Raw genomic sequence first — 23,373 nt, 5'->3', positions numbered from 1 at the left:
ACAAATGAGAGCATTATAGAAATTTAAAATAAGTAAGCATCATACTGTACTCAAGTTATATAGAATTGATTAAAATGACTTCTTAGCCCTCTTTAGATCCTATCGGCAATACTATCTGTACCACCAACCCTTGTACCCCATCTGTACGATTATAGGCATTGATATGTCCTTTATGAGCCGTCACTACTGCATGGACGATAGCCAATCCCAATCCATAGCCACCTGTCTCGCGATGGCGAGCGGAGTCCAGTCTCACAAAAGGCTGAAAGATACGTTCTAAGTCTTTTTCTGCTACACCGCCGCCCTCGTCCGTTATGCTAATCTGAATAGCGGGTACCTTATTCTTCATCTCCACTTTTTTGATTTCAGCCGTCACTTCTGAATCTGCTGCTGTATGCATGAAGGCGTTACGAATGATGTTTTCGAGGGCGCTATGCAACTGCTCTTGATTGCCCAATACTGTCCAAGAGGCGCTCGATGCAGCCAGTGGTGACGATTCAGGTAACTGCCATTGCCAGCGCACATCTTTATGTTGGAATTCAAAACAAACATCTTTTCCAATATCGCTGATAATTTCAGCCATATCAACCATATCAGTTTCCAAATTATCGATGGTATATTGCTGCATTTGCAAAGATTGAATATGAATAATTTGCTCAATCAACTCATTCATTCGAGCAGATTCTTTATCAATACGGTCGAGATAACGACTGGCGTTGGGCGCAAAATCTCGAGTCAGCTCAGTCGCGACCTCGAGACGTGCCAATGGTGAGCGTAATTCATGCGAGATATCACTCAACATCTGCTTACGCGCCAACTCACTTTCAGCCAAACGGGTGGATAACTCGGCCACATCATTCGCTAATAAACCCAATTCGTCATCTCCCATTTTTGATAAATTTGGATGGGCTTGATAGTCACCATCAATCATACGGTGCACGGTGTTTTGTACACGGCGAATACGCTGAGTCATCGTACGACTGAGCCAAATACAAACCAGAATACTAAACAGGATAATCAGTAGCAAACGTATGGGAAAATTACTATGCTGCAGCTCCACTACGTCAGAAAAACGCAAATGCGGACGCAACTGTATAATAACGGTTTGCTCATCTGGTAGAGCGACAGCCACATCAGCCAGTTCAGGACGATTCTCAGAATCAGCTATCGTCGCGCTACTCGGCATCATAGGCAGCAAAAGATAGCTTAATGCCGATGATTGACCATTTGGCATACCTTTATCACGTCTAGGCTGTACTAGCAACTTTGGCTCTAGTGATGGTGGCTCTGTTGCCTGCTGACCCTCTGGTCTATTTTTTGGTCTTGGCTCCTCTCCATCACGATAATAGTCTGGCTCTATCGCCTGCTGACCATCTTGCTGACGCTCTGGTATAAGCTCCTCTCTATCGCGATAACGCGGAAATATAATGGCACCTTGCTCATCATAGACTCTGATCTGATTCATTAGCCATCGGTCTTGATAGTACATCTGTTTGACGGCTGTCAAGTCGCCAGCTTGTAGTGCCGTAACCATCTCTTGACGCTTAGTCAATAACGTATCGACCTGCACATCCATAAGAGCGGTGAGCGCTTTTTCACTCAACCAACGCTCTACCACGACCGATAAGATAGAAGTGATAAGGATGGTGACTAACAAGCTCAGAAACAGTCGCCAGAACAGGGTGATTCGCACCTTAAATTTAGGAGTATTCATCAATGATTCCATTATTAAAGTACTAGCTGATAACCTTTACCACGAACCGCTTTTATTGGCTCGTCATGAAAAGGTTGAAGTTTTTTACGCAGGCGTGACACATGCACATCTAAGCTACGATCAAAAGGTTGAAGTTCACGCTGCAATACATGCTCTGATAGCCATTCTTTACTCACCACCTCGCCTTTTTGTTTGAGGAGCGCTACCAATAGATCAAACTCTGTACCCGTCACTTGCAACTCAACACCATCTATTTGACAACTTCGCTGATTTTGATCGAGATGCAAGCGACCTTCTGGTAATGGTGTGTGATCTGACACCGCCGCATTGGTGCGTTTAATCACTGCATTGATACGTGCCAGCAGCTCTCGAGGATTGCATGGCTTGGTAATATAATCATCAGCGCCTAGCTCTAGGCCGATAATACGATCAATCTCCTCTCCTTTTGCTGTCAACATAATGACAGGGATATCAATAATATTCGGTAATTGGCGCAGTACGCTGAGCCCGTCCATTTTTGGCATCATAATATCGAGCACCAGCAAATCATAAATAGGCGCCTTAGTACTCGCGGTTTTCAGTTTTTTTATGACTGCCTCGCCATCATGGACGCAGTCACATTGGATACCGTGATTGTCTAAATATTCTTCTAATAATTGCGTTAACTCTTCGTCGTCATCACCTAACAGTATATGTGGCACATTTGTCTCCTTGAGCATTAAATAGCGTTGTTATTTATATTATCAGGCAAGAGCTTATCGTTATGCCATAAATGTTACTTTTCTTAATACTTCATAAATGTTCGTAACCTTCAACTGTCGTAAGATAGCACCTATCAACAGCAAGTATTGTGTTTGTATTCAATGCTTAAAAACAATAATTGCCAGATGAAACGTTAAGTATTCAATCAAACAACATGAAGTTAAATAAAGGACATCATTATGAAAAAATTATTATTGGGTTCGGTCATCGCACTATCTAGCGTGTTTACCGTCACTGCCTGTACCAGTGTTAATGCCAACACTGATACCACGCCATCGACGACTAAAATGCAAAAGCAGCATAAGGCCGGTATGAAAAAGGGCGGCATGAAAAAAGGTGAAATGAGAGGCCCACTATCTAAGCTAGATCTCACAGCAGCACAGAAATCACAAATCAAAGCCATCATGGAAGCGAAGCATGGCGATAATAAAGCGGATCGTACAGAAAACAAAGCAGAACGCGCTCAAATGCATCAGCAGATTCAAGCATTGACCAATGCACGCACATTGAATAGTGCTGCTGTCAATCGTCTGGCCGATAACCAAGCTGCTAAAACAAAGCAGCGCTTTATTGAACGCGTACAAACCCAGCATGCAATTGCTCAAGTACTAACTGCTGAGCAGCGTGCTGAACTGGCACAAATGAAAGAAGATAGAAAAGGTGACAATAACGGCCGTCGTGGTCCAGACCATCGTGAGCAACGCGGCGAGCGTGCACAGTAAGACCGTAAGGTATGTAATAATTCACTCCGGAAAAGTGTTATGTTTACCCAGCTGTATATGTAAAATAAAAAAGCGCACCGTTGATAAGTGCGCTTTTTTATTTTCTTAAATGGAATTTCAATCAATTAGATATTTTGATTAACTTTAAGAATTCTTTTTCTGCAAGAATTTTAATATCCATTCCACTCTGTATAAGCTCTTCTACTTTTCGATGCTTACCACTTTTTTCGTGGCCTGCCAGCAATGTTAAATCTTGAACACCAACCACTAGGTAATCTAGCTTTTTTGAAGCACCTGCTTTCACATTAAACCCATTCTTGGCTGCTATCTCAGCAATCTCTGCTCTACTAATACTTAAGTCTCCCGTAAAACAAATATTAAGTCCTGCGTATTGACCTGCTTCATCTCCAGTTTTGGTAATATTACGTGGATAACTCTTATTGTTTACACGTCGTTGCTGATGATAAGTATTATTATATTCACTATCTTCCACCCAATCATGCATCGACAGACTATTCTCTCTGAGGATAGTTACGGTAATAAATCCACATGCTTTAGCATCCTCTAAGGCATCGTGATGAGTAAATCGATAATTCCATTCTTTACATACATTCGCTAGATTATAACCTTGAACCGCAAAGCGCTGACAAGTCCTACGCACTAATACAGTCGCATCTACCCACTGTAGTTCTGGTACCGGTAACTTATGGTTGTCAAGACTTTGCCTTAGAGCTCTTTGGTCAAAATTCGTATAGCTAACAACAATATTTTCACCGATAAACTTCAGTATATTTCCATAGATATCATGCATGGATGGGGCATCTTTCACCATACTACTGGTAATACCATGCACTTCTATATTTTGACGACTGAAAGAGGTCTGAGGTGCAACTAAAGTGCAATAGGTATCAATCAACTTACCGTTTAAATATTTAGCTAACCCTATTTGACAAATAGACCCGACATCGCTATTTGCAGTTTCAACATCAATGGTCACAAAATTCACTATATATCTCCTAATTTAATAGAATCTCTACACCCTATCCTTAGTCAATAGCAGCGAGCCGATCTTTGGCCATTGGTAGCATATTAAACATCATTCTCCCAAGCCCAGTACCGTTACCATCACGATAATATTGCAACAGCTCCTTACTATACTGCCTTGCATCAATGCTATTACTCGCATTCGGTACTTGCACATCACTTGGTAAATTAGGGAACGCCATTTCTTTATAGCCAATATCGGAATACTGCTGTAACGTGTCTATTACCATGCCTTTGCTAGACATATTACTAGCGGGATGAATCATATTACGTGAATGCTCCCACTTGAGCTGACCACGTCTATCAAAGCCATATAGCGCTTGTATCGCTATATTATCTCCTGTCTCATCTTCTACTGTCTCAACGTCGCCATTACTATTACTATCGCCATCACTATCCATGCTACTTTTCATCACAGCTAATGCTTGCTGCACCAGTGCTTTACTGGTAAAGGTACCAGCACTAGCATCCATATCTGTGTCATTTCCTAGGTCAGACTCACCATCTAAAACCAGTTCAGGATACTGCTGAGTGATACGATCATAAAAAATCTGCATATAATCTTTATAGAACTGCTCATAACTCTTAATGCTTTGTACACGGCGAATAACTTGGCTACTCGCTAGCATGGCAGGTAGCTGGTGTTCTGGTAACTTAGGAGAGAGAGATGCCAACGTATTAGGCGCGACATAGTCAAACTGGCTGACAGGCGCTGCCTCAAAAGTACGATCTGCTGCCTCAAAATGAGCCTTAATCACCTCACTACCAAACCCTTTAGGCAAAGTGCCATCATCCAGTGCTACTTTGAGCCACTTATTTTGCCATGTGGTACCAAGCTTGTCATCTAATAGCTTTGAGTTCAACATCGCAAAATTATCAGCCCATAGATAAACATCACCGTTTTTAAAATCGATATAAATAGGCTGATTGATACTACTCTGATGATTACGCGCTTGGTACTGCGCACTAATAAGCATAGTAGCTTTGCCAGCCATTGGCTGATAGAGGCCTTGTGAGTTGATAGATAGCGGCTTTAGTAAATAAGCATCCAGTAGCTTGGCTTTTTTGATATCTAGCGGTTTGGTTTTTTCATCATAATCATCAAACAACTGCTGATACGATGGTGGTACGGCGACCTCACTATCGTACCTTCTCTCTACCCAAGCTTCATAGGCATCTGAACACTCAAGATAGTTGTCTTTAATGACTGTTCGTGGAGCATCATAATCTGCATCCATCACATCGTTACTTTGCGCTTGTGCTTTAGCCACTAGATCGGCATACGCTTGATCATGTGTGTCTTCGCAGTATGTATCCACATAATCTGCCGTGACCAATGCTGCCTCGTCTACATCGGTAAAATACTGCTCGTTACTAATCTCAAGATTGCCATGATAGCTAAATGATTGGCGACGCTGTTTTTTTAGTGCTGTTGCCAATGCAGTTTTGGCTGCTGTTGGCGTTTGCTGTGCTGTAATAGTATTAGACTGATTTAGGTTAGTAGATTGACAACCTGTTAGTAATAGCGCGCCTGTTATGAATGCACTGGTGAATAAAGTGTGGCTTTTGAGCATTGATGGCAGACGACCTACGATGGCTTGTTGTACTGTTTTCATTTTTTGTCCTTAATAAATATGGGCTTGAACCGACGATAGTGCTAATGACGCTCTATCGGTTGTCCGTATCATCTTCAGCATCGTTGTAGTCTTCGCTATAGTCAGTGTCATAGTCATCATAATCACTAGAGTCATACTCTGTTGCATCACTGGCATCAGTATAATCGCTATCGTAATCATAACGGGCATAACGGGCGGTATCTAGCCTATCTTCTGCTTGACGTTGTTCTGCCATCCACGCATTGCCATCGATAGCAGGTTTGGCGTTTTCACCAAAAGATTCTGCCAATAAAGGCGTTAATGCATGATTTTTAAAACTGGTTTTATCGTAGCGCACTTGGTTTAGTACAGTGGTGGTAGAGCCCATCAAGTCGCCACCTATATTCATACGTTGCTGCTTGGCAAGCAGACGGTCTGAGCTGTCTAAATAGTAGTAGTTTATTTGATTAAAAGAGATAGGACCGATGGCCTCAATCAATTGTAATAACGACCCCACATCTGCACTTTGATAGCCCTTATTGTATAGCTGCAATTTATCAATGGCTGTTTTTAGCATCGCACCATCAGGATACTTTTCTGGATTGGCGTCGACATAATCTTGTAATGACTTGGACATGTATTTCAGCGTTTTACCGATCATCTCACCGCTTTGTTGGCTACCGAAATATACTTTTACGGCTCGGCTAGCACCAACTTCTTTGGCAAACCGATCATTACGAATATCGACCGCACTAAAATGTTCAGGCGCCAGCTCTGCCATACTGTCCTGTATCGCAGAAATCGCCGCATCATAAAGTACTGCTGGCGGTAGTTGCTCTGTAATGCTCTCAGGCAACCCAAAACTGACGGTATGCGATGCCATCTCATTAGGTAGTGGCGTATGGTCAGGATTGGCAATTGCCATGATGGGCATAATGACTGAAGGATCGACCGTGATACGACTGTTGTCAAAATCAAGCGCGAGTGGTATTTGTACCGATGCGCTAATCGTTGGTGTCACATAATCATAGCTGTAGACGCTTTGTATTTGTCGCTGCTTAGGATTGTATTGACTGACACTGCTGAACATGAGGTTTTTATATTGATATTCATTTGATGCAGCTATCTGCTCAGGCGTACGATTCATCATATTGAGTAGCTTGCCAATCACGCCTGCTGCTGACTCAGGGGGGAACGCGCTTGCTGTACCAGCCATTTCTGCTTGTTGTTTTGCCATCTGCATGGCTTCATATTGCTCTGTCATGCTTTTGGGGTTTAATTCTGATAACTTTGAAAAAGCACCGTCCGATTCATAATCATCAGTTTCATAAGATTCTGCAGCATAGTCACTACGACTATAACCGTTTTCATCATAGCCGTCTTGGTCGTAACCTTCATCATCATAGCCGTACTCGTTGTATCCGTCTTTATCGTAGCCATACCAGTCATAACCATTTTCATCATATGCAATGTCATCTGACTCCTCAGCATATTCTTCGACGACGACTTCATCTGCAGCATCGACATAACTATCATAATCTGATTCAGATTCATAAAAGTCCCCGTTATCTGAGTCGTAGTCCGACTCATAGTCGCCTGAGGTTTCTTTTTTATAAACATAGGTCTCTAAAATAGTCTTAAGTAAACTGCTAGCGCCAGCATCGATACTGTCTGGACTGATAAAAGGCGCTGCTTGATAGTTGGCTTGTGAGACTGACACATGCTCCGTTGCTAGATGCTGGCGAATAGCGGTCAATAAATGCGATTTGGCTTGATTCTCTGTACTGGGATATTTTTCTTGGTCAAACAGCTGGGCATAGCGTTCAGACTTGGCATGTAAACTGGCATTAAATGCACGGCCCTGTGCTTGGCTTTGTGCGGTATCTGCCGTTTCAAAATCAATCATCTTTCCTGATACGGCAGCAGATGATGAGACGGTCGGGTTTGATTGACAGCCTGTCACCATGGTCGTCGCACCCACAGATAAAATGGCACAGCCAGCAATCATTATAGACTGACGCTTACTAGTGCTCGATGACTGATGAACGGATGATTGAGGTAAAGTTGGTTGGTCATTTTTATGAAAAATAGGCGGTGACATGAGACTTCCTTAATCTAAGCTGACAAACAATTGTAAGTATCGTATTGGTAGGGTTATTTATATCACAAAACGTTACTCGCTAGCGATAATAGCGCAATTTTTCATTTAGTTTCCGTAAATCATTGGGTTTAACCATCCTATTTATTCACTGAACACTTAAAACGCTCTCGTATTAGACAGCTATCTGTCTCTATGGAAATAAAAAGCAGTAGCACAATGAACAAAATATATTTTAAAACCACCATTTCTTCATATTTTTATAGACATATGTAGATAGCAACTCCCTATTCTCATGTTATTCTGTTATTTTGCGTGACATACCTCTCTATAATCTATCTATTGCTTGTCTATATACTTGTTGATTAACCTCTCTCATAAAAAGGACTTTACGATGTCACAAATGCCCTCACGTCCACATCACACTACTCAGCAACCCAAACTCAAGAAAAAATTATTACTTAACCCTAGTACGCTACTGATTACTGGGGCGTTATTACTGTCTGTATCTGCTCATGCGCTGGAACCAGTGGCATCGACTAATTCTATTAATAACACTTCAATTAATACCAGTGCAATAAACCTAGCCGTAATGGCTGATAACCCAACCGTACTGTCTGAAACCAAACGCATTACGACCGCCAAATCAAGTAAGCTCACCGCTACGACTAACACGACTAATAACACAAATAGCGATCAAGCCATCTACTCTGCGGATGCGATTCATCATCCAGTTTGGGCTAAAAATGGCATGGTTGCGACTCAAGAAGCGCTAGCATCAGATATTGGCTTACAGATTCTTAAGCAAGGTGGTAACGCCGTTGATGCCTCGGTTGCCGTTGGTTTTGCATTGGCTGTTACTTTGCCACGTGCCGGTAATATCGGTGGCGGCGGGTTTATGATGATTTATGATGCCAAACAGGGCAAAACAGTGGCGTTAGATTATCGTGAAAAAGCACCCAGTAGTGCCTCACGTGACATGTATCTTGATGCCGAAGGCAATGCTGTCAGCGACCTGTCTCGTTATCATGGTTTAGCCGTTGGTGTACCGGGCACAGTGGCAGGGCTGCTCAAAGCGTTAGATGAACACGGCACGATGAGCCGCGGGCAAGTCATGGCACCAGCGATTGCACTGGCAGAGGACGGTATCGAAGTCACAGCGGGATTGTCCGAGTCGCTCACAGCCTTAAGTGACCGCTTACAAAAATGGCCCAGCACCAAAAAGGTGTTTTTTAAACCCGACGGCAGTGCCTATCAACCGGGTGAACGTTTAAAGCAACCAGAGCTTGCCCGCTCGCTGAAGCTGATAGCAGCACAAGGGGCTGATGGATTTTATAAAGGAGAGACGGCCAGTAAAATTGTCAAAGCCGTCAATGACGCAGGCGGCCGTATGAGCCTACAGGACTTGGCCAACTATAATGCCGTGGCCCGTACGCCTGTAAAAGGTAACTATCGTGGTTATGAGATTGTCTCTATGCCACCTCCCTCTTCTGGTGGCATTCATATCATTCAGATTTTAAACATATTAGAACGCTATCCACTCAAAGACTACGGACAAAATAGCGCCCAGACCATTCACTTAATGGCAGAGGCCATGCAATTGGCTTATGCCGATCGTGCCGAATATTTGGGTGATGCTGATTTTGTAGATGTCCCTGTGAGCGGTCTAACTGCCAGACCGTATGCCGATAAACTGCGCACACTGATTGATCCCAATAAAGCCACGCCAGCCGCTACCATTAAAGCCAATAACCCGCTACCTTATGAAAGCGATCAAACCACGCATTTTTCTATCGTGGATAAAGACGGCAATGCCGTCGCCAACACCTATACGTTGAATTTCTCTTATGGAACTGGGCTAGTCGCTGATGGCACAGGTATCTTATTGAATAATGAGATGGATGATTTTTCTGCCAAACCTGGTGTGCCCAATGGTTATGGCCTATTAGGTGGTGAAGCAAACAGCGTCGAAGCAGACAAGCGACCGCTGTCTTCTATGAGTCCAACGCTCGTGTTCAAAGACAGTAAGCCTTATATTGTAACGGGCAGTCCCGGTGGTAGTCGTATTATTACGACCGTGACGCAGGTTATCTCTAACGTGATTGATCACGACATGAATATTGCAGAAGCCACGCATGCCCCGCGTATTCATGATCAATGGTTGCCCGACGAAATCCGTATCGAAAAAGCATTGAATATCGATACCATCAGAAAGCTCGAATCTATGGGTCATACTGTTAGCCCACAATCAGCCATGGGCTCAACGCAATCTATTATGATTACACCAAACGGTGTGTACGGCTCGTCTGATCCACGTATCGTTGATGCGGCTGTGGTTGGGTATTAATCATAAATAGAGGGTATTATGCAGACAATCAAACTCACACTAATATTGACCAGTATATTAGGCCTCACTGCCTGTATCGATTTGGGTGCACGGTTTATGTATGAACAAGACTATTTAGAAACTGACTCTGGCAATGCAGTAGGAAGATGTACCACAGAGATCAATCCAGCAACAGACAGACTGCTTTTTTCGCCACTGCCCGAAAGATCGGCAAAAGGATACTGGGAAGACAACAACTTGCCTAAAGGCACACTGTATTTTATCTGTGACGGGAGCACACCCTTATTACCAAAGGACTGTCAAGGAAACGAGCTGACCACGCCGCAGCTGCGTCGCTATTGGAAAAAATATGACTTAATGGTCGGTTCAGTAGAGTTTGATTGTCACAACGGTATCCCAAAGTCATATAAGAACCGCTAGTTAAAAAAGCCCCTCTTAAAATAAAGGGGCTTTTTATGATTGATATATATCTGACAGCTTAATAGATATTTAATATAATTTTATTTTGTTGAAAAAATCATTATCCAATAACAACTTAGGACGAGCATTAACTTCTTTCAACCCTACCTGATGCTGCATCATTAATTCTATTAAATTCATTTGATCAATGAGTATTAAACTGTGTGAATCCGTCGTATTAGCATATTCCTGCGCAGGTTTAGTAAAGCTCGTCGTGGTAATAAATAAGCCATGATGATTGGTTTTTTGCGGTGGGTATGCGCCTACAAAATTCCTTAAATCTCCATTTGAAATATTATTACCCGTACTATAAAGCTTGGCTTGGATATAGTAATTATGAACCTCGCCATCGGGGAAATCTTGAATGATAAGACCATCAATACCATTATCGTTTGAGCGACCAGTATGACGAGAGGTTAAATTACTTTCGGGACTTTCAATCTCCAAAGATCTTTCAATTAGTTTTAAACAAAACCACTCAAACTGCAAAGGTGATAAGCTTTCAAGTTGAGCCATGATCATATCAGGCGTTACTTTGACGAAGTCATTACCTACAGCGGCGTCTGCATAGTTGTTCATAAAAATAGAAGTTCGACGCTGAGTTTCTTCAATTAAATGATTAATAAGTGCATCACCATTTTTACCATAAGCAGCAATATTTACTTTTTGCAAATCAGCAAAAGCTTTACTATCGAACCGTGCCAAATTGGAAATATAATCACTATTTGGGATACCTTCGCCAATATATTGAGTAAAATTATTGCCCGCTAACCAAAAATAGATTTTACCAAATGGATCTAAACGTATCATATTTTTAGGTGTTACTTTTTCATAAAAAGTAATAAAGTTAGCGAAATTTTGATTTAAATTTGGCACCAAGCTGAACTTATCTTCTTTGACCAAACCCATCGCCGATAAACACAATAAAATTAAATCAATAATGTCGTCATAACAAGGCGAGCCATCATGACACTCATGGCGTATATCATAATTACTCATGTAATTGATTTCTTTATGATCATTTACAATCTGTGCTAACTTTTCAAACTCTCTATAAAATACAGTGCGTCCCACGGTGTTCCGCGTACTTAAGTTTTTTATAGTTTGTATACCTGCATTTAACATGTCGCCAAATGCGGGCAGTTTAGTAATATTACTCATAGTTTTATCGTCTTTGTTCGACTGCGTAAACAGTCAATATAATTAATTTGGCTTTGTATTTCAAAAACTTAAGGACAAATGTTTATGCTACCAACTATTGGTACAAAAAGCATCTATAGTTCACCTTTATATTCTAAGTAGTTTGAAATTAATACAAGATAATCATGGGTGAATAATAGTCCCTATTACCTACAACTAGGTTAATACTGTAACCACTTACAAATTCTTTGATTATGTTAGTCAGGAAAACTCCCCATTTCATAGGGATTGATAAATTCAATCAGTGGCTGTCTGCGGCAAACAATGCTATTATTAACGACCTGATTTGACACAAGAAAACATGGTAACCAACTTCGTTTTCATACTAATTTAAAACCTTAAGTCATTGATAATTAGAAATTTATTTCTTATCAGCCTATTTTCCGATCGTATCCGTAAGAGTCTTCTATGGCATTTGTACATCTTGGCATTCACAGCGAATATTCAATTACTGATTCTATCGTGCGTATTAAGCCGATGGTTAAAGCGGCGGCGGCTGATAATCAGCGTGCACTGGCCTTGACCGACTTATCCAACCTTTATGCCACGGTGAAATTCTACCGTGCCTGCCTAGGCGCTGGTATCAAGCCTATTATCGGCAGCGAAGTCATCATGGAAAATGAAGACACACGACTGACCTTACTAGCGATGGACAATGAAGGTTATCAAAACATTACCCGTATCGTATCCCTTGGCTTTACCGAAGGGCGTGCCGATGATGCCAATCACGGTGTGCCAGTCGTGAAACGCAGCCATATTTTGGAACATGCGGCAGGCGTGATTGTATTATTTACCGAAAAATCTGATGTCGGCCAAGCATTGATTAGCTCGATGCCAGAGAAGGCTGATGAACTGATTACCGAGTGGCAGTCACAGTTTGGCGATCGATTATATTTCGCCATCAAGCGCACCAGTCGCTCAGGTGAAGATGCCTTTATTCAGGCTGCTATTCACTCGGGTGCCAAACACCACATCTCTATCATCGCGCACAACGATGTGCGGTTTTTAGAGCAAGATGATTTTGATGCCCATGAAGCACGTGTCTGTATTGCAGGCTCTTATGTATTGGCTGACCTCAATCGTCCACAGACTTACTCGGATGAGCAGTACCTAAAGACTCAAGCTCAAATGGAGCAGCTATTTGCTGATATTCCACAGGTTATTGACAATACCTTACGCTTAGCCACCCGCTGCAATGTGACGTTGACACTGGGCATTAACGTCCTGCCCGACTTTCCTGTGCCTGAAGGTGAAACGATTGAATCGTTTTTTCGGGCAGAGTCTGTACGTGGTCTGAATAATCGCTTAGATAAGCTATTCCCTGTCGCCGAGCGTACTGAACATTGGAGCGACTTTCGCCAGAGGTATGACGAGCGCCTAGAATATGAGCTTGAGATTATCCTCTCAATGGGGTTTCCGGGTTACTTCTTAATCGTTATGGACTTTATCCGTTGGGCGAAAGCCAATGGCGTACCTGTTGGACCTGGTCGTGGTTCTGGTGCTGGCTCGCTGGTCGCTTATGCGCTAAACATTACCGACCTTGACCCTATCCACTACGATCTATTATTCGAGCGCTTCTTGAACCCTGAGCGTGTGTCGATGCCCGATTTCGATATTGACTTTTGTATCGAAGGTCGTGACCGAGTCATTGATTATGTGGCGCAAACTTATGGTCGTGACGCGGTCTCGCAGATTATTACCTTTGGTACCATGGCCGCAAAAGCCGTGGTGCGTGATGTGGCTCGCGTACAAAGCAAATCGTACTTTTTAGCCAACAAAATATCCAAACTAATTCCGAAAACACCCGGTATCACACTGAGTCAAGCACTCGAACAAGAGCCACAGCTTAAGGACTTAATCTCTAACCCTGATAATATGGATTATGAAGATGCCATTGAAGTTTGGGAAATGGCGATTAAGCTTGAAGGTGTCTGCCGAAATGTCGGTAAGCATGCGGGTGGTGTACTGATTGCCCCGAATAAGATCACTGACTTTAGTGCTATCTACTGTGATGATGAAGGACATCGCGTCAGTCAGTTTGATAAAGATGACGTCGAGGCCGTTGGTCTGGTGAAGTTTGACTTTTTGGGTCTGCGTAACTTAACCGTCATCAATGCTGCGGTTGAGAACATCAACTTGCGCCGTGTTAAAGAAGGCAAAGATGCATTGATCCTAGAAGATTTGCCGTTAGATGACAAAAAAGCTTATAAGCTATTGCAAGACGCCAAAACCACTGCTGTCTTTCAGTTAGAAAGCATGGGTATGAAAAAGTATCTGGCCAAATTGCAGCCGACCAACATCGAAGATGTCATCGCCATGTGTGCGCTATATCGTCCAGGTCCGCTCGATGCGGGCATGGTAGAGATGTATATCGACCGTAAGCATGGTCGCGAGGAAGTTATCTATGACCATCCCAATCTTGAACCGATATTAGAAAATACCAACGGCGTTATTGTCTATCAAGAACAGGTGATGCAGATATCACAGGTGATGGCAGGCTATAGTTTGGGCGGTGCTGATATGCTACGCCGCGCGATGGGTAAAAAGAAACCAGAAGAGATGGCTAAACAGCGCGATATCTTTGTCACTGGTGCCACCGCGCAAGGCATCGATGAAGTCACCTCAGGTGGCGTATTTGATTTGATGGAGAAGTTTGCCGGTTACGGTTTTAACCGCTCGCATTCTGCCGCTTATGGTGTCTTGGCTTATCAGACGGCTTATCTAAAGCAGTACTACCCTGCCGAATTTATGGCAGCGGTCTTAACTTCGGATATGAACAACACGGACAACGTTGTGTTCTTTATCAATGACTGCCGCGAAAACTTTGAATTGACCGTGGTGAATCCATCCGTGAATCGTAGTGAATGGCACTTTGTTGCTGATACGCCAACCAATATCATTTATGGTTTGGGCGCAATTAAAGGCGTTGGTGAAGGTGCGGTTGAATCTATCGTGGATGCACGCCGCCGCGAAGGTCCGTTTAAAGACTTATATGACTTTTGTCGCCGTGTTGATATCAAAAAGGTCAATAAGCGCACGCTTGAAGCATTGGTCAGTGCGGGCTGCTTTGACGACTTTGCCGCAACCTTGCGACCTGACTTGCCAGCCGACGAAGCTTACGAGATTCGCGGTGCCTTAATGAGTCAATTGCCAAGCGCCGTACAGGCCGCTGAACAAGATCGCCAGAACCGCGAAATTGGCATGATGGATTTGTTTGGTGAAATGGATGGTGTCGTCGCCGCGCCGCCACTCGTCATGACACCAGAGCTAATTTGGGGTGACAAACATCGCCTAAAAGCAGAAAAGAACACCTTGGGACTGTACTTAACAGGTCATCCAATCAATGAATACTTAGAAGAGCTCAAACGCTACACGTCAGGTGCTCGACTCGATAAACTGACAGACACTGGCTATAACGGCAGCTGCTATTTTGCAGGCTTAATCATTGATATTGCCAACTTTGGTACTCGTAACGTCATTACCTTAGACGATGGTACCTCAAGGTTAGAAGTCAGCTGCTATGCAGAGCGCTTTAACCGCGTAAAAGATCAGCTAAAAGTCGACGAAGTGGTCATCATTAAAGGCAGCATTCGTGAGCGTGAGGGTCGTCTCTTTGCCCGTCTTGATAGTGCCATGAGTATGGTCGATGCACGTCTGCGTTGGCTCAAAAAAATAAGCATTAAAGTGCATGGTAGCGACATTAAGTTGCTCATGCATCTACAACCACTACTCAAATCAGCACAAGCTGACATCATACCTACACCGCGCTTGGCTTATAATAGCGATCAGGATGAGCAAGACAGTAACAGTGGTAATGGCGCTTACGATCCTGCGATGGGTGGCAGTTTGTACGATGAAAACGGTAATGATTTACTGGCAGTAGACAATGGCAGCCCTACCGACCAAAATTATGCTAATAGCGCCTTAAGCAATACGGATACTTCTATTAATGATAATTGCCTACCACTTGGGCTGAGTATTTATGAAGCGTTTGGTATTGCTAATGTGGGACTATCCGAGCATTGGCGTATCTACCCTAACGATGATAATTTACAGCAGTTGAAAAACATGATTAGTGAAGACAATTTACACTTTCATTATAGTTAATATCTTCCTCAGCTTAAAAAGCTATTATCATTAATTAAGGGCACGCTCAATACATCTTATAGTCTGTTCAATATAATTTAGATACAAGGAAGCTGAGCGAGGCTGACACCGTATTCAATTTATAGAGGATTTGACTATAACCTTATTGCTTTAACTTTTAACAATTGGACATAACACCATGGAAAACAACCCAAATAACAATATGACTCAACAAACTGAAGAAATTATCAATCATGAGCAGTTTGAAGACATGCGTGACCTGCTCGAAGAAGACTTTGCCGACTTAATACAAGTATATCTCATAGACAGTAAAAAACGTGTCGCAACGCTGCGAACCGCTCAGCAAGAAAACGATCATGCCAATGGCTATGAGACCGCTCATGCTCTAAAAGGTGCTAGTGCTAATTTGGGGACGACACAACTGGTCAAGCTTAGCAGTCAATTGCAAGAGTGCTGCCGTGAGCGCCGTATCGGTGAGCAGGCCGCACTTATTGAAGACATCGCAGCTGCATTAGAACGCGCTGAACAAGAAATAAACTTAAGATTGGAGCAATAAATGCGTAGCGAGACTCCATCATCTGAAGCGTTATCAACTCTCTCAGAACCGTCAGCGCATAGCGTGAGTGATTACCTAGACGCTGTGCAAGTCGTCATGGTCAATACGACTTTACCTGCTAATATTGGCTCAGCAGCACGCGCAATGCACACTATGGGGCTCTCGCACCTAACGGTCGTTGAGCCCAAACTGCCTATTGATGACACCAGTGTCTCTCACGCTGCAGGTGGCAGTGAGCTGCTTTCATCAGCGACTATTACGCCAAATCTTGAGTCTGCTATTGCAGACTGCCAGCTCGTGTTCGCTGCCAGCAGTCGCAGCCGTCACTTGCCTCGCCCTGTGGTCACACCCACACAGGCAGCCAAAATCATGTTTGACTTTATTGATCAGCAAGACACCGCTGTTCACGGTAAACCAAATATCGCGATATTGTTCGGTCGTGAGGATCGCGGCTTAACCAATGAAGAGTTGGCTTATGCAGATTATCATATTCAAATCGATGCCAATCCTGCTTATCCTGTATTGAATGTCGCATCAGCAGTGCAAGTGATCGCCAGCTTTATCTTTGCTTACGCACAGACGCACACGAAAATGCCTGCTAATCATTCAAATACAGATATCAGTACAACTGCCCAGCCAATGATAGATATTCATTTGCGTCAGCAGTGGGACGAGCCAGCCATCACTCAGCAGCAATTACTACAGCTTACTCAGCGTATGACTGACCTCATGGTTCAGCGCGGTTTGGCAGATAGCGAACATCTAAAGTCATTGCCATCACGACTGTCTAGACTGGGTTCGCGTGTACAGCTTGATCAAAAAGAGTATCAATTACTAAGTGCATTGATTGCCAAACTGTCGAAAAACTAGATAACTTATCTAGGGCGTGTCATTATTTAGATTGTGTGGCTTAAAATGAGAAAAATTGCAGTCAAACAAGGAAGAACTCGCCGTAAATATGAACATATTGACAAGATTTCTGACGATGTTTTGACAAAATTTAGCCATTTTAAGGCCACTAAATGTATCAATGTGCTAATTGATGACATGCCCTAGGACTACTACCAAATATAAAATCAACACTCACAAACTCATATTAATCGATGGGTTTGTGAGTATTTAATAGCTCATCACTATATTTTATCGTGTAAAACTGCTATAACTTGAAAGACCTTAGCGTAAGTACAACCCAATACTTATGCAGACTTAATAACGATTAAAATCTAACAACTATAAATGAAAGAGATCGCTATTTCAGTAACGACACTCTACCGATAAATAGATAGGACGCTTTATGTCATTGCCAACCAAATTTTTGAAGACGCTTACCAGCATCAAAAAGGATTTAAAAGAAGATATCGATGCGGTATTCAAACGTGATCCTGCTGCACGTAATAGTCTGGAAGTTATATTAACCTACCCTGGCATCCATGCGCTTATCTTACATCGCGGGGCGCACTGTCTCTGGAATAACGAACAAAAACTAGCGGCACGTGTAGTCTCTTATGGCTCACGTATCGTGACTGGTATCGAGATTCATCCTGCTGCCAAGATTGGCAAACGATTTTTTATTGATCATGGTGTCGGCGTCGTCATTGGTGAAACCGCTGAGATTGGCAACGATGTCACCTTATATCATGGCGTCACCCTTGGCGGCGTATCATGGAATAATGGCAAACGCCATCCCACGCTAGAAGATGGCGTGACGGTTGGCGCTGGTGCGAAAGTCTTAGGCCCATTTACAGTCGGCAAAAACGCTAAAATCGGCTCAAATGCCGTGGTCGTAAAACCGGTACCCGCAGGCGCTACCATGGTTGGCAATGCGGCTCGTATGATTTCCGATCATCATGATGAAAAAGGCAATCCAATTGCCGAAAAATCACTAGATGCTAAGCTCCAAGATACTAAGTCACAAGAAAAAACAGCGACCTCAAAACAAGCTACTGCACGCGATACAGCATTTCAGGCTTATGGTATCGATCCAACCTCACAAGATCCCGTTGCAGAAGCGTTTGCTAAAATGCTAGAACACATTCAGCAATCAGAAAACCGCCTCGATCAGCTACAAGCCGCCATGTGCAAAATCGACCCTAGTTTTTGTAAAAAAGAATATGATAAGTTGTGCTTAGAAGAGTTTGATGTGATTGGCAAAGATGAGGCTGATGAAAACAAGTAACAATTCAAATCTTAAGACATTGCTACTGATTTGTTGTTACTAACAATAATGAATTGACTGAAATCAATTCCTCAATTCCTGCGCGTTCATGCGCTTTAAATGGATAGCGATCTGCCATAATTAGCCATTCGGATTTTTGATTAGACGATGAATTATCGCTTAGGCTATTTTTATTGATAAAGGTTTCTATCAACAGAATATCGATATCCATGGTGACTTTTTTGACGAGCGTTTTTGCTACTACCAAACGTTCTCTACCGCACTCACCTTCCATCTGCTTAAACAACGCTTGCAACTGTTGTAATGTCACAGGTTTGGCCAAACGTAAACAGGCACATTGATTGGTATAGTCAGGTTTTGGTAGCTCGATAGTCGCTGTAAAGTCAGGGTTTTGAAACGGCGTTGATAACAGTATCTCGCCTAGGGCTGCTAAATCCTTACGAACACGTGGCAAGTGCTTATCGGCTTGGTAATTACTACCCAGTGCCAACATCACCGCCGTCACAGACTGCATTTGCAGCTGTTCAGGCAGGCATTGTTTTAGCATTGCTAAATTCAAATCCATTGATACTTTATGCATCATCGGCTTGGCTGTCATTAACTTCTTTGGCAGCTTCTTTAATAGCTAGCTTGTCTGTTGACGCTGATGCATAGCGCGTGATTTGCACCCCAACCGCATCCGCTTGTGAAATAGCAGTTGGCTTAGCAACACTTAACGTGATTTTATGGCAAGCATATTTCGTGAGTAGCTTGTCAGCAATTTGACCTGCCAAATGCTCAAGCAGTTTCGCTTTAATCTCTTTACACCACTCGCTGACATCATCACAGACTGCTTTATAGTTCAGTGCATCATCGACATCATCTGACACAGCAGCAGCGCTAATATCCGTTTCCAGCGCGATATCAATTAATAGCGGTTGCGTAATCGCCCGTTCCCAATCGTAGACACCGATGACGGCCTCTACTTTTAAACCTTTTACAAATACCACATCAGATTCAGTATGAAACATGCTCTCATCCTTGCTTGCTAAGTGTTTAATTAGAGTTTTGAACTCAGTTTTTTAATTGGTTTGCTGCAGTGCTTCTTCACGCAAACGCGCTGCTTTTAAGGCCTTGCTTGGGCGATGGCGCCATAAGTCAATGCTGAATAGTAGCAGACCTAGCCAAATCAAGCCAAAGACCGCTAAACGATGTAAATCAAATGGCTCTTTATAATAGAATACAGCCAAAAAGAAAATAAAGGTCGGGGTCAGATAATTCATAAAGCTTAAAATACTAAACGCGACCATCTTAGTCGATTTATTAAATAGCAATAATGGTATCAGTGTAATAGGCCCCGCAATCATTAACAGCCAAATATCCGACGTAAACCAAAAGCTCAACTGGCTACTGACCACATCAGACTGCCAAAACCACCAAAGAAAAATAGGGACGAGCATCGTAGTTTCGACAAACATCGCATCGACAGGCGTTAGCGGTGTTTGACGCTGAATCGTACCATAAGTACTGAAACTAAAGGCTAGCACAAGCGATAGCCACGGTAAACTACCGATCATAACCACTTGAATGACCACAGATAACAGTGCAAATCCAATAGCGACCCACTGCAAGCGTCGCAAGCGCTCCTTGAACAAAATCATCGATAGCGCGACACCAACGAGCGGGCCAATAAAGTAACCCAAACTCGCCTCAAGGATACGGTCATGATTGACCGCCCATACGTATGTGAGCCAGTTAGTCGCAATAATAATACCTGATATAAAAGTTAATGCGATCCATTTTGGATTTTGCTTCAGGGTATCTATCCATTGCCAGCGCTTGGTCACGACCACTACGATGAGTAAACACGCAAACGTCCAAACAATGCGATGACCGATAATTTCTGTCGCATTGTAGGCAGCCAGCTGTTTGAAATAAAGGGGGAAAGCGCCCCAAATACAGAAAGCGATAAGCGCAGTGATAATACCGCTTCTCGTCGTTTTGATAGGGACTACGGGTTTTTTGACAATATTCTGGGTGGTCATAATACAATACAACGTGTTAGAGCAAAGCGCGATCTCACCTGCTTCTACAAACAATAGAAGTATCAAAGCAAGAACGCAGGGTTACTACAGATAAGGTAAAAAGTAAAAAAGCAATGCGTTGATACCAGTTTGGGCATCAACACATTGCTAACGATAAACGCTGTTTTAAAAAACTATTTTACGTAAAGCTCAATCAATTAGCGTACTAGCCTAGCCATTAGTGCTATCAACTTGAATAGACATACCAATATGATTGGCCAATTCTGCAAATCCTGGGAAGCTGGTATTAACAGTCTCAACCCCTTCAATAGTGATCTGCTCAGACGCACGCAAACTAGCAACGGCAAAACTCATGGCAATACGGTGGTCATGGTGTGAGATAATGTGACCACCACCGAATACAGGCTGGCTGTTATTGACTTCGCCGTTCTCGCTTTCTGTGCCTTGACCCTCAATAATTAGCCCATCTTCTGTAACGGTACAATCAATACCGAGAGTGTGCAATCCTTCAGCCATGACCGCAATACGATCAGATTCTTTAACACGCAACTCTTTGGCACCAGTCAACACCGTACGGCCTTTTGCACAGCTAGCAGCGATAAACAATACTGGGAACTCATCAATCGCCAACGGTACGAGATGCTCTGGTATCTCAATACCCACTAGGTTTGAACCACGAATCGTAATATCAGCGACTGGTTCGCCACCGACATGAGTCTCATTGCTCAAGCTAATATCAGCCTGCATCAGCTTTAAGATATCAATAATGCCCGTGCGGGTCGGATTGATACCCACTTGTGTTAAGGTCAACTCGCTCCCTTGGCTAATCGCAGCAGCGACCATAAAGAATGCTGCAGAGGAGATATCAGCAGGCACGGCAATATCGCCACCCGTTAGCTGACCACCACCTGTGACACTGATACGATTACCTTCTACCGTCACTGGATAACCAAAGGCTGACAGCATACGCTCGGTATGGTCACGGCTGACTTCAGGTTGGATGACAGTCGTTGTGCCCTCGCTCCACAGTCCCGCCAGCAATAAGCAAGACTTGACCTGTGCAGACGCTACTGGCATATCATATTCAGCACCTTGCAGCGGCTTACCAACCGTCTCACGACCAGTAATGCTAAGTGGTGCGGTACCACTATGCCCTGTGCTTTGAATCACAGCACCCATGGCGCGAAGTGGTGCAGCCACACGTTCCATCGGACGTTTATTTAAACTGGTATCCCCTGTCAATACGCTATCAAATGATTGTGCTGCCAAGATACCCGATAGCAGACGCATACTGGTGCCTGAGTTGCCCATATATAACGGCGTCTTGCTTGGTTTGAGTCCATTCATACCGACACCATGAATGGTCAATTTGCCGTTATCAGGTCCTTCAATCGTCACACCCATGTCACGAAATGCTTGCAAGGTCGCAAGTGCATCTTCCCCTTCCAAAAATCCAGTGACATGTGTGATACCTGTTGCAAGGCTGCCAAGCATGATACTGCGATGAGAGATAGACTTGTCACCAGGAATGGTGATGGTGCCTGAAACGGTATTGCTAGGAGTAATATTATAAGATGCTGACATGGCAGAAGTATCCGTATAAGGGGTGCTGGCTAACATATGGCCAAAATGTCGCCGTGCGGCTTGCGCTCGGCCTAAAAGTCCCATCAGGGCGGTTGAATCTTTATCAATGATAAGCTGACGCATGGTCTGTAGATAGACGCCATACTCATCAAGGGCGCTAACAATCGCGCTTTCGTTGGCAAAAAATATATCGTGCCACATTTTAGGATCACTGGCAGCAATGCGGCTGAAATCACGAAAGCCGCCCGCTGCATAGCGAAACATATCTAAATTATCATCATGACTGGCTAACTGCTCAACCAGATTAAAAGCGAGCAAATGTGGCAAATGACTGGTATGCGCTAAGATCGAATCATGATGCTCGGCTTCCATTGCCATCACGCTAGCACCCACTGCTTCCCATAACCGTCGTAGCTTATCTGTCGCGACGATACTGGTCGTCGGCAGCTCACAGATAATAACGCTATGATTGGCAAACAAGGTGGCGCGTCTGGCCTGATATCCTGAATTCTCAGCACCAGCAATCGGATGCGCTGGCACTAGTCCTGTCGGTAGCGAACCAAACACCGATTTGGCTGCATCGATGATATTGACCTTGGTACTACAAACATCAGTAATGATGCAATCAGTCGTCATTTGTCCATTATCCATCGCGGTTTTGATATCGACAAACACTGCTTGCACAGCCTGTACTGGCACAGCAATGACGATCAAATCACTACCAGCGACCACATCACTCAATGCTGAACTACCCGCGTCTAACAAGCCATGTTGAATGGCCTCCTCGATGCTTGGCGCGTGTCTATCAACAGCGACCAAACGCTCACTGAGACCATTGTCTTTGATGGCTTGAGCAAGACTGGCACCAATGAGTCCAAGTCCAATGACACAAACTTGCTTGAATCGTGGCATCTGCATATTGGTAAGCGATTTTTTATTATTTTGTTGACTGTCTTTTTGGCTATTCACGGCTTTTCTCATTGAA

General features: G+C 43.5%; 17 protein-coding genes. 7 read left to right on the top strand and 10 right to left on the bottom strand.

The genetic code is table 11. The features are described 5' to 3' along the window. Positions 1-82: 82 nt before the first annotated feature. Both I6E83_RS05925 and I6E83_RS05920 read right to left on the bottom strand, forming a co-directional pair. Complete coding sequence (locus I6E83_RS05925; RefSeq protein ID WP_197100356.1) at positions 83-1,714, bottom strand: sensor histidine kinase; 1,632 nt, start codon at positions 1,712-1,714, stop codon at positions 83-85. Between the two features lie 14 nt (positions 1,715-1,728). After that, on the bottom strand, positions 1,729-2,415 hold the full coding sequence (locus I6E83_RS05920; protein WP_197100355.1) for a response regulator transcription factor: 687 nt from the start codon (positions 2,413-2,415) through the stop codon (positions 1,729-1,731). A 240-nt stretch (positions 2,416-2,655) separates the two neighbouring features. Here I6E83_RS05920 and I6E83_RS05915 point away from each other — a divergent pair, with 240 nt between their 5' ends. After that, positions 2,656-3,198: a Spy/CpxP family protein refolding chaperone gene (locus I6E83_RS05915; RefSeq protein ID WP_197100354.1), complete on the top strand. Its 543-nt coding sequence runs from the start codon at positions 2,656-2,658 to the stop codon at positions 3,196-3,198. Positions 3,199-3,319: 121 nt separating this feature from the next. On the opposite strand, the gene I6E83_RS14920 is transcribed toward I6E83_RS05915, so the two are convergent. Genes I6E83_RS14920 through I6E83_RS05900 form a run of 3 tightly spaced genes read right to left on the bottom strand, consistent with a single transcriptional unit; the run spans position 3,320 to position 7,938 of the window. Next, positions 3,320-4,204, bottom strand: a complete 885-nt coding sequence (locus tag I6E83_RS14920) for an exonuclease domain-containing protein (RefSeq protein WP_197100353.1) — start codon at positions 4,202-4,204, stop codon at positions 3,320-3,322. Between the two features lie 40 nt (positions 4,205-4,244). Beyond that, entirely contained in the window at positions 4,245-5,858 is a 1,614-nt protein-coding gene (locus I6E83_RS05905) for a hypothetical protein (protein WP_197100352.1), read from the bottom strand. A 52-nt stretch (positions 5,859-5,910) separates the two neighbouring features. Then, positions 5,911-7,938, bottom strand: coding sequence for a hypothetical protein (locus I6E83_RS05900; protein WP_197100351.1), 2,028 nt, complete (start codon positions 7,936-7,938; stop codon positions 5,911-5,913). 391 nt (positions 7,939-8,329) lie between these two features. Here I6E83_RS05900 and ggt point away from each other — a divergent pair, with 391 nt between their 5' ends. Together ggt and I6E83_RS05890 are read left to right on the top strand one after the other, a co-directional pair. Then, positions 8,330-10,282: a gamma-glutamyltransferase gene (ggt, locus tag I6E83_RS05895; protein WP_227680828.1), complete on the top strand. Its 1,953-nt coding sequence runs from the start codon at positions 8,330-8,332 to the stop codon at positions 10,280-10,282. An 18-nt stretch (positions 10,283-10,300) separates the two neighbouring features. Further along, a complete protein-coding gene (locus I6E83_RS05890; protein ID WP_197100350.1) occupies positions 10,301-10,702 on the top strand; it encodes a hypothetical protein in 402 nt (133 codons plus the stop codon). Positions 10,703-10,771: 69 nt separating this feature from the next. Here I6E83_RS05890 and I6E83_RS05885 read toward each other — a convergent pair whose 3' ends face one another. Next, the gene (locus I6E83_RS05885) at positions 10,772-11,902 is read right to left on the bottom strand and encodes a restriction endonuclease (RefSeq protein ID WP_197100349.1); all 1,131 of its coding nucleotides are present in this window, start codon (positions 11,900-11,902) and stop codon (positions 10,772-10,774) included. A gap of 447 nt (positions 11,903-12,349) precedes the next feature. Here I6E83_RS05885 and dnaE point away from each other — a divergent pair, with 447 nt between their 5' ends. The 4 genes from dnaE to cysE all read left to right on the top strand — a co-directional run bounded on the left by dnaE (position 12,350) and on the right by cysE (position 18,780). After that, positions 12,350-16,048 (top strand): DNA polymerase III subunit alpha, encoded by a 3,699-nt coding sequence (gene dnaE / locus I6E83_RS05880; protein ID WP_197100348.1) that lies wholly within the window; start codon positions 12,350-12,352, stop codon positions 16,046-16,048. Positions 16,049-16,226: 178 nt separating this feature from the next. Then, entirely contained in the window at positions 16,227-16,604 is a 378-nt protein-coding gene (locus I6E83_RS05875) for an Hpt domain-containing protein (protein WP_197100347.1), read from the top strand. Further along, positions 16,605-17,474, top strand: coding sequence for an RNA methyltransferase (locus I6E83_RS05870; RefSeq protein WP_197100346.1), 870 nt, complete (start codon positions 16,605-16,607; stop codon positions 17,472-17,474). A 424-nt stretch (positions 17,475-17,898) separates the two neighbouring features. After that, positions 17,899-18,780, top strand: a complete 882-nt coding sequence (gene cysE, locus I6E83_RS05865) for a serine O-acetyltransferase (RefSeq protein WP_197100345.1) — start codon at positions 17,899-17,901, stop codon at positions 18,778-18,780. Between the two features lie 22 nt (positions 18,781-18,802). Here cysE and I6E83_RS05860 read toward each other — a convergent pair whose 3' ends face one another. The 4 genes from I6E83_RS05860 to I6E83_RS05845 form a co-directional block, all read right to left on the bottom strand. Beyond that, entirely contained in the window at positions 18,803-19,378 is a 576-nt protein-coding gene (locus tag I6E83_RS05860) for a 2-amino-4-hydroxy-6-hydroxymethyldihydropteridine diphosphokinase (RefSeq protein ID WP_227680827.1), read from the bottom strand. Further along, the gene (gene folB, locus I6E83_RS05855) at positions 19,353-19,790 is read right to left on the bottom strand and encodes a dihydroneopterin aldolase (protein WP_197100344.1); all 438 of its coding nucleotides are present in this window, start codon (positions 19,788-19,790) and stop codon (positions 19,353-19,355) included. Before folB ends, I6E83_RS05860 begins: the two co-directional genes overlap by 26 nt. Before the next feature lie 51 nt (positions 19,791-19,841). Then, entirely contained in the window at positions 19,842-20,804 is a 963-nt protein-coding gene (rarD, locus tag I6E83_RS05850; RefSeq protein WP_197100343.1) for an EamA family transporter RarD, read from the bottom strand. A gap of 210 nt (positions 20,805-21,014) precedes the next feature. Further along, positions 21,015-23,369 carry a bifunctional prephenate dehydrogenase/3-phosphoshikimate 1-carboxyvinyltransferase gene (locus tag I6E83_RS05845; RefSeq protein ID WP_413787051.1) on the bottom strand — a complete coding sequence of 785 codons (2,355 nt, stop codon included), beginning with the start codon at positions 23,367-23,369 and terminating at the stop codon, positions 21,015-21,017. Between the last annotated feature and the right edge of the window lie 4 nt (positions 23,370-23,373).

The organism is Psychrobacter sp. SZ93C1 (genome assembly GCF_015864635.1).
GTDB classification, from domain to species: Bacteria; Pseudomonadota; Gammaproteobacteria; order Pseudomonadales; family Moraxellaceae; genus Psychrobacter; species Psychrobacter fozii.
This window is presented reverse-complemented; position numbering and strand designations above follow the sequence as displayed.

Coding starts and splice junctions, on each gene's coding strand:
- dnaE (WP_197100348.1), top strand. CDS start 12,350: ATGGCATTTGTACATCTTGGCATTCACAGCGAATATTCAATTACTGAT.
- folB (WP_197100344.1), bottom strand. CDS start 19,790: ATGTTTCATACTGAATCTGATGTGGTATTTGTAAAAGGTTTAAAAGTA.
- cysE (WP_197100345.1), top strand. CDS start 17,899: ATGTCATTGCCAACCAAATTTTTGAAGACGCTTACCAGCATCAAAAAG.
- I6E83_RS05915 (WP_197100354.1), top strand. CDS start 2,656: ATGAAAAAATTATTATTGGGTTCGGTCATCGCACTATCTAGCGTGTTT.
- I6E83_RS05870 (WP_197100346.1), top strand. CDS start 16,605: ATGCGTAGCGAGACTCCATCATCTGAAGCGTTATCAACTCTCTCAGAA.
- I6E83_RS05875 (WP_197100347.1), top strand. CDS start 16,227: ATGGAAAACAACCCAAATAACAATATGACTCAACAAACTGAAGAAATT.
- I6E83_RS05860 (WP_227680827.1), bottom strand. CDS start 19,378: ATGACAGCCAAGCCGATGATGCATAAAGTATCAATGGATTTGAATTTA.
- I6E83_RS05900 (WP_197100351.1), bottom strand. CDS start 7,938: ATGTCACCGCCTATTTTTCATAAAAATGACCAACCAACTTTACCTCAA.
- I6E83_RS05925 (WP_197100356.1), bottom strand. CDS start 1,714: ATGAATACTCCTAAATTTAAGGTGCGAATCACCCTGTTCTGGCGACTG.
- I6E83_RS05890 (WP_197100350.1), top strand. CDS start 10,301: ATGCAGACAATCAAACTCACACTAATATTGACCAGTATATTAGGCCTC.
- I6E83_RS05905 (WP_197100352.1), bottom strand. CDS start 5,858: ATGAAAACAGTACAACAAGCCATCGTAGGTCGTCTGCCATCAATGCTC.
- rarD (WP_197100343.1), bottom strand. CDS start 20,804: ATGACCACCCAGAATATTGTCAAAAAACCCGTAGTCCCTATCAAAACG.
- I6E83_RS05885 (WP_197100349.1), bottom strand. CDS start 11,902: ATGAGTAATATTACTAAACTGCCCGCATTTGGCGACATGTTAAATGCA.
- I6E83_RS05845 (WP_413787051.1), bottom strand. CDS start 23,369: ATGAGAAAAGCCGTGAATAGCCAAAAAGACAGTCAACAAAATAATAAA.
- ggt (WP_227680828.1), top strand. CDS start 8,330: ATGTCACAAATGCCCTCACGTCCACATCACACTACTCAGCAACCCAAA.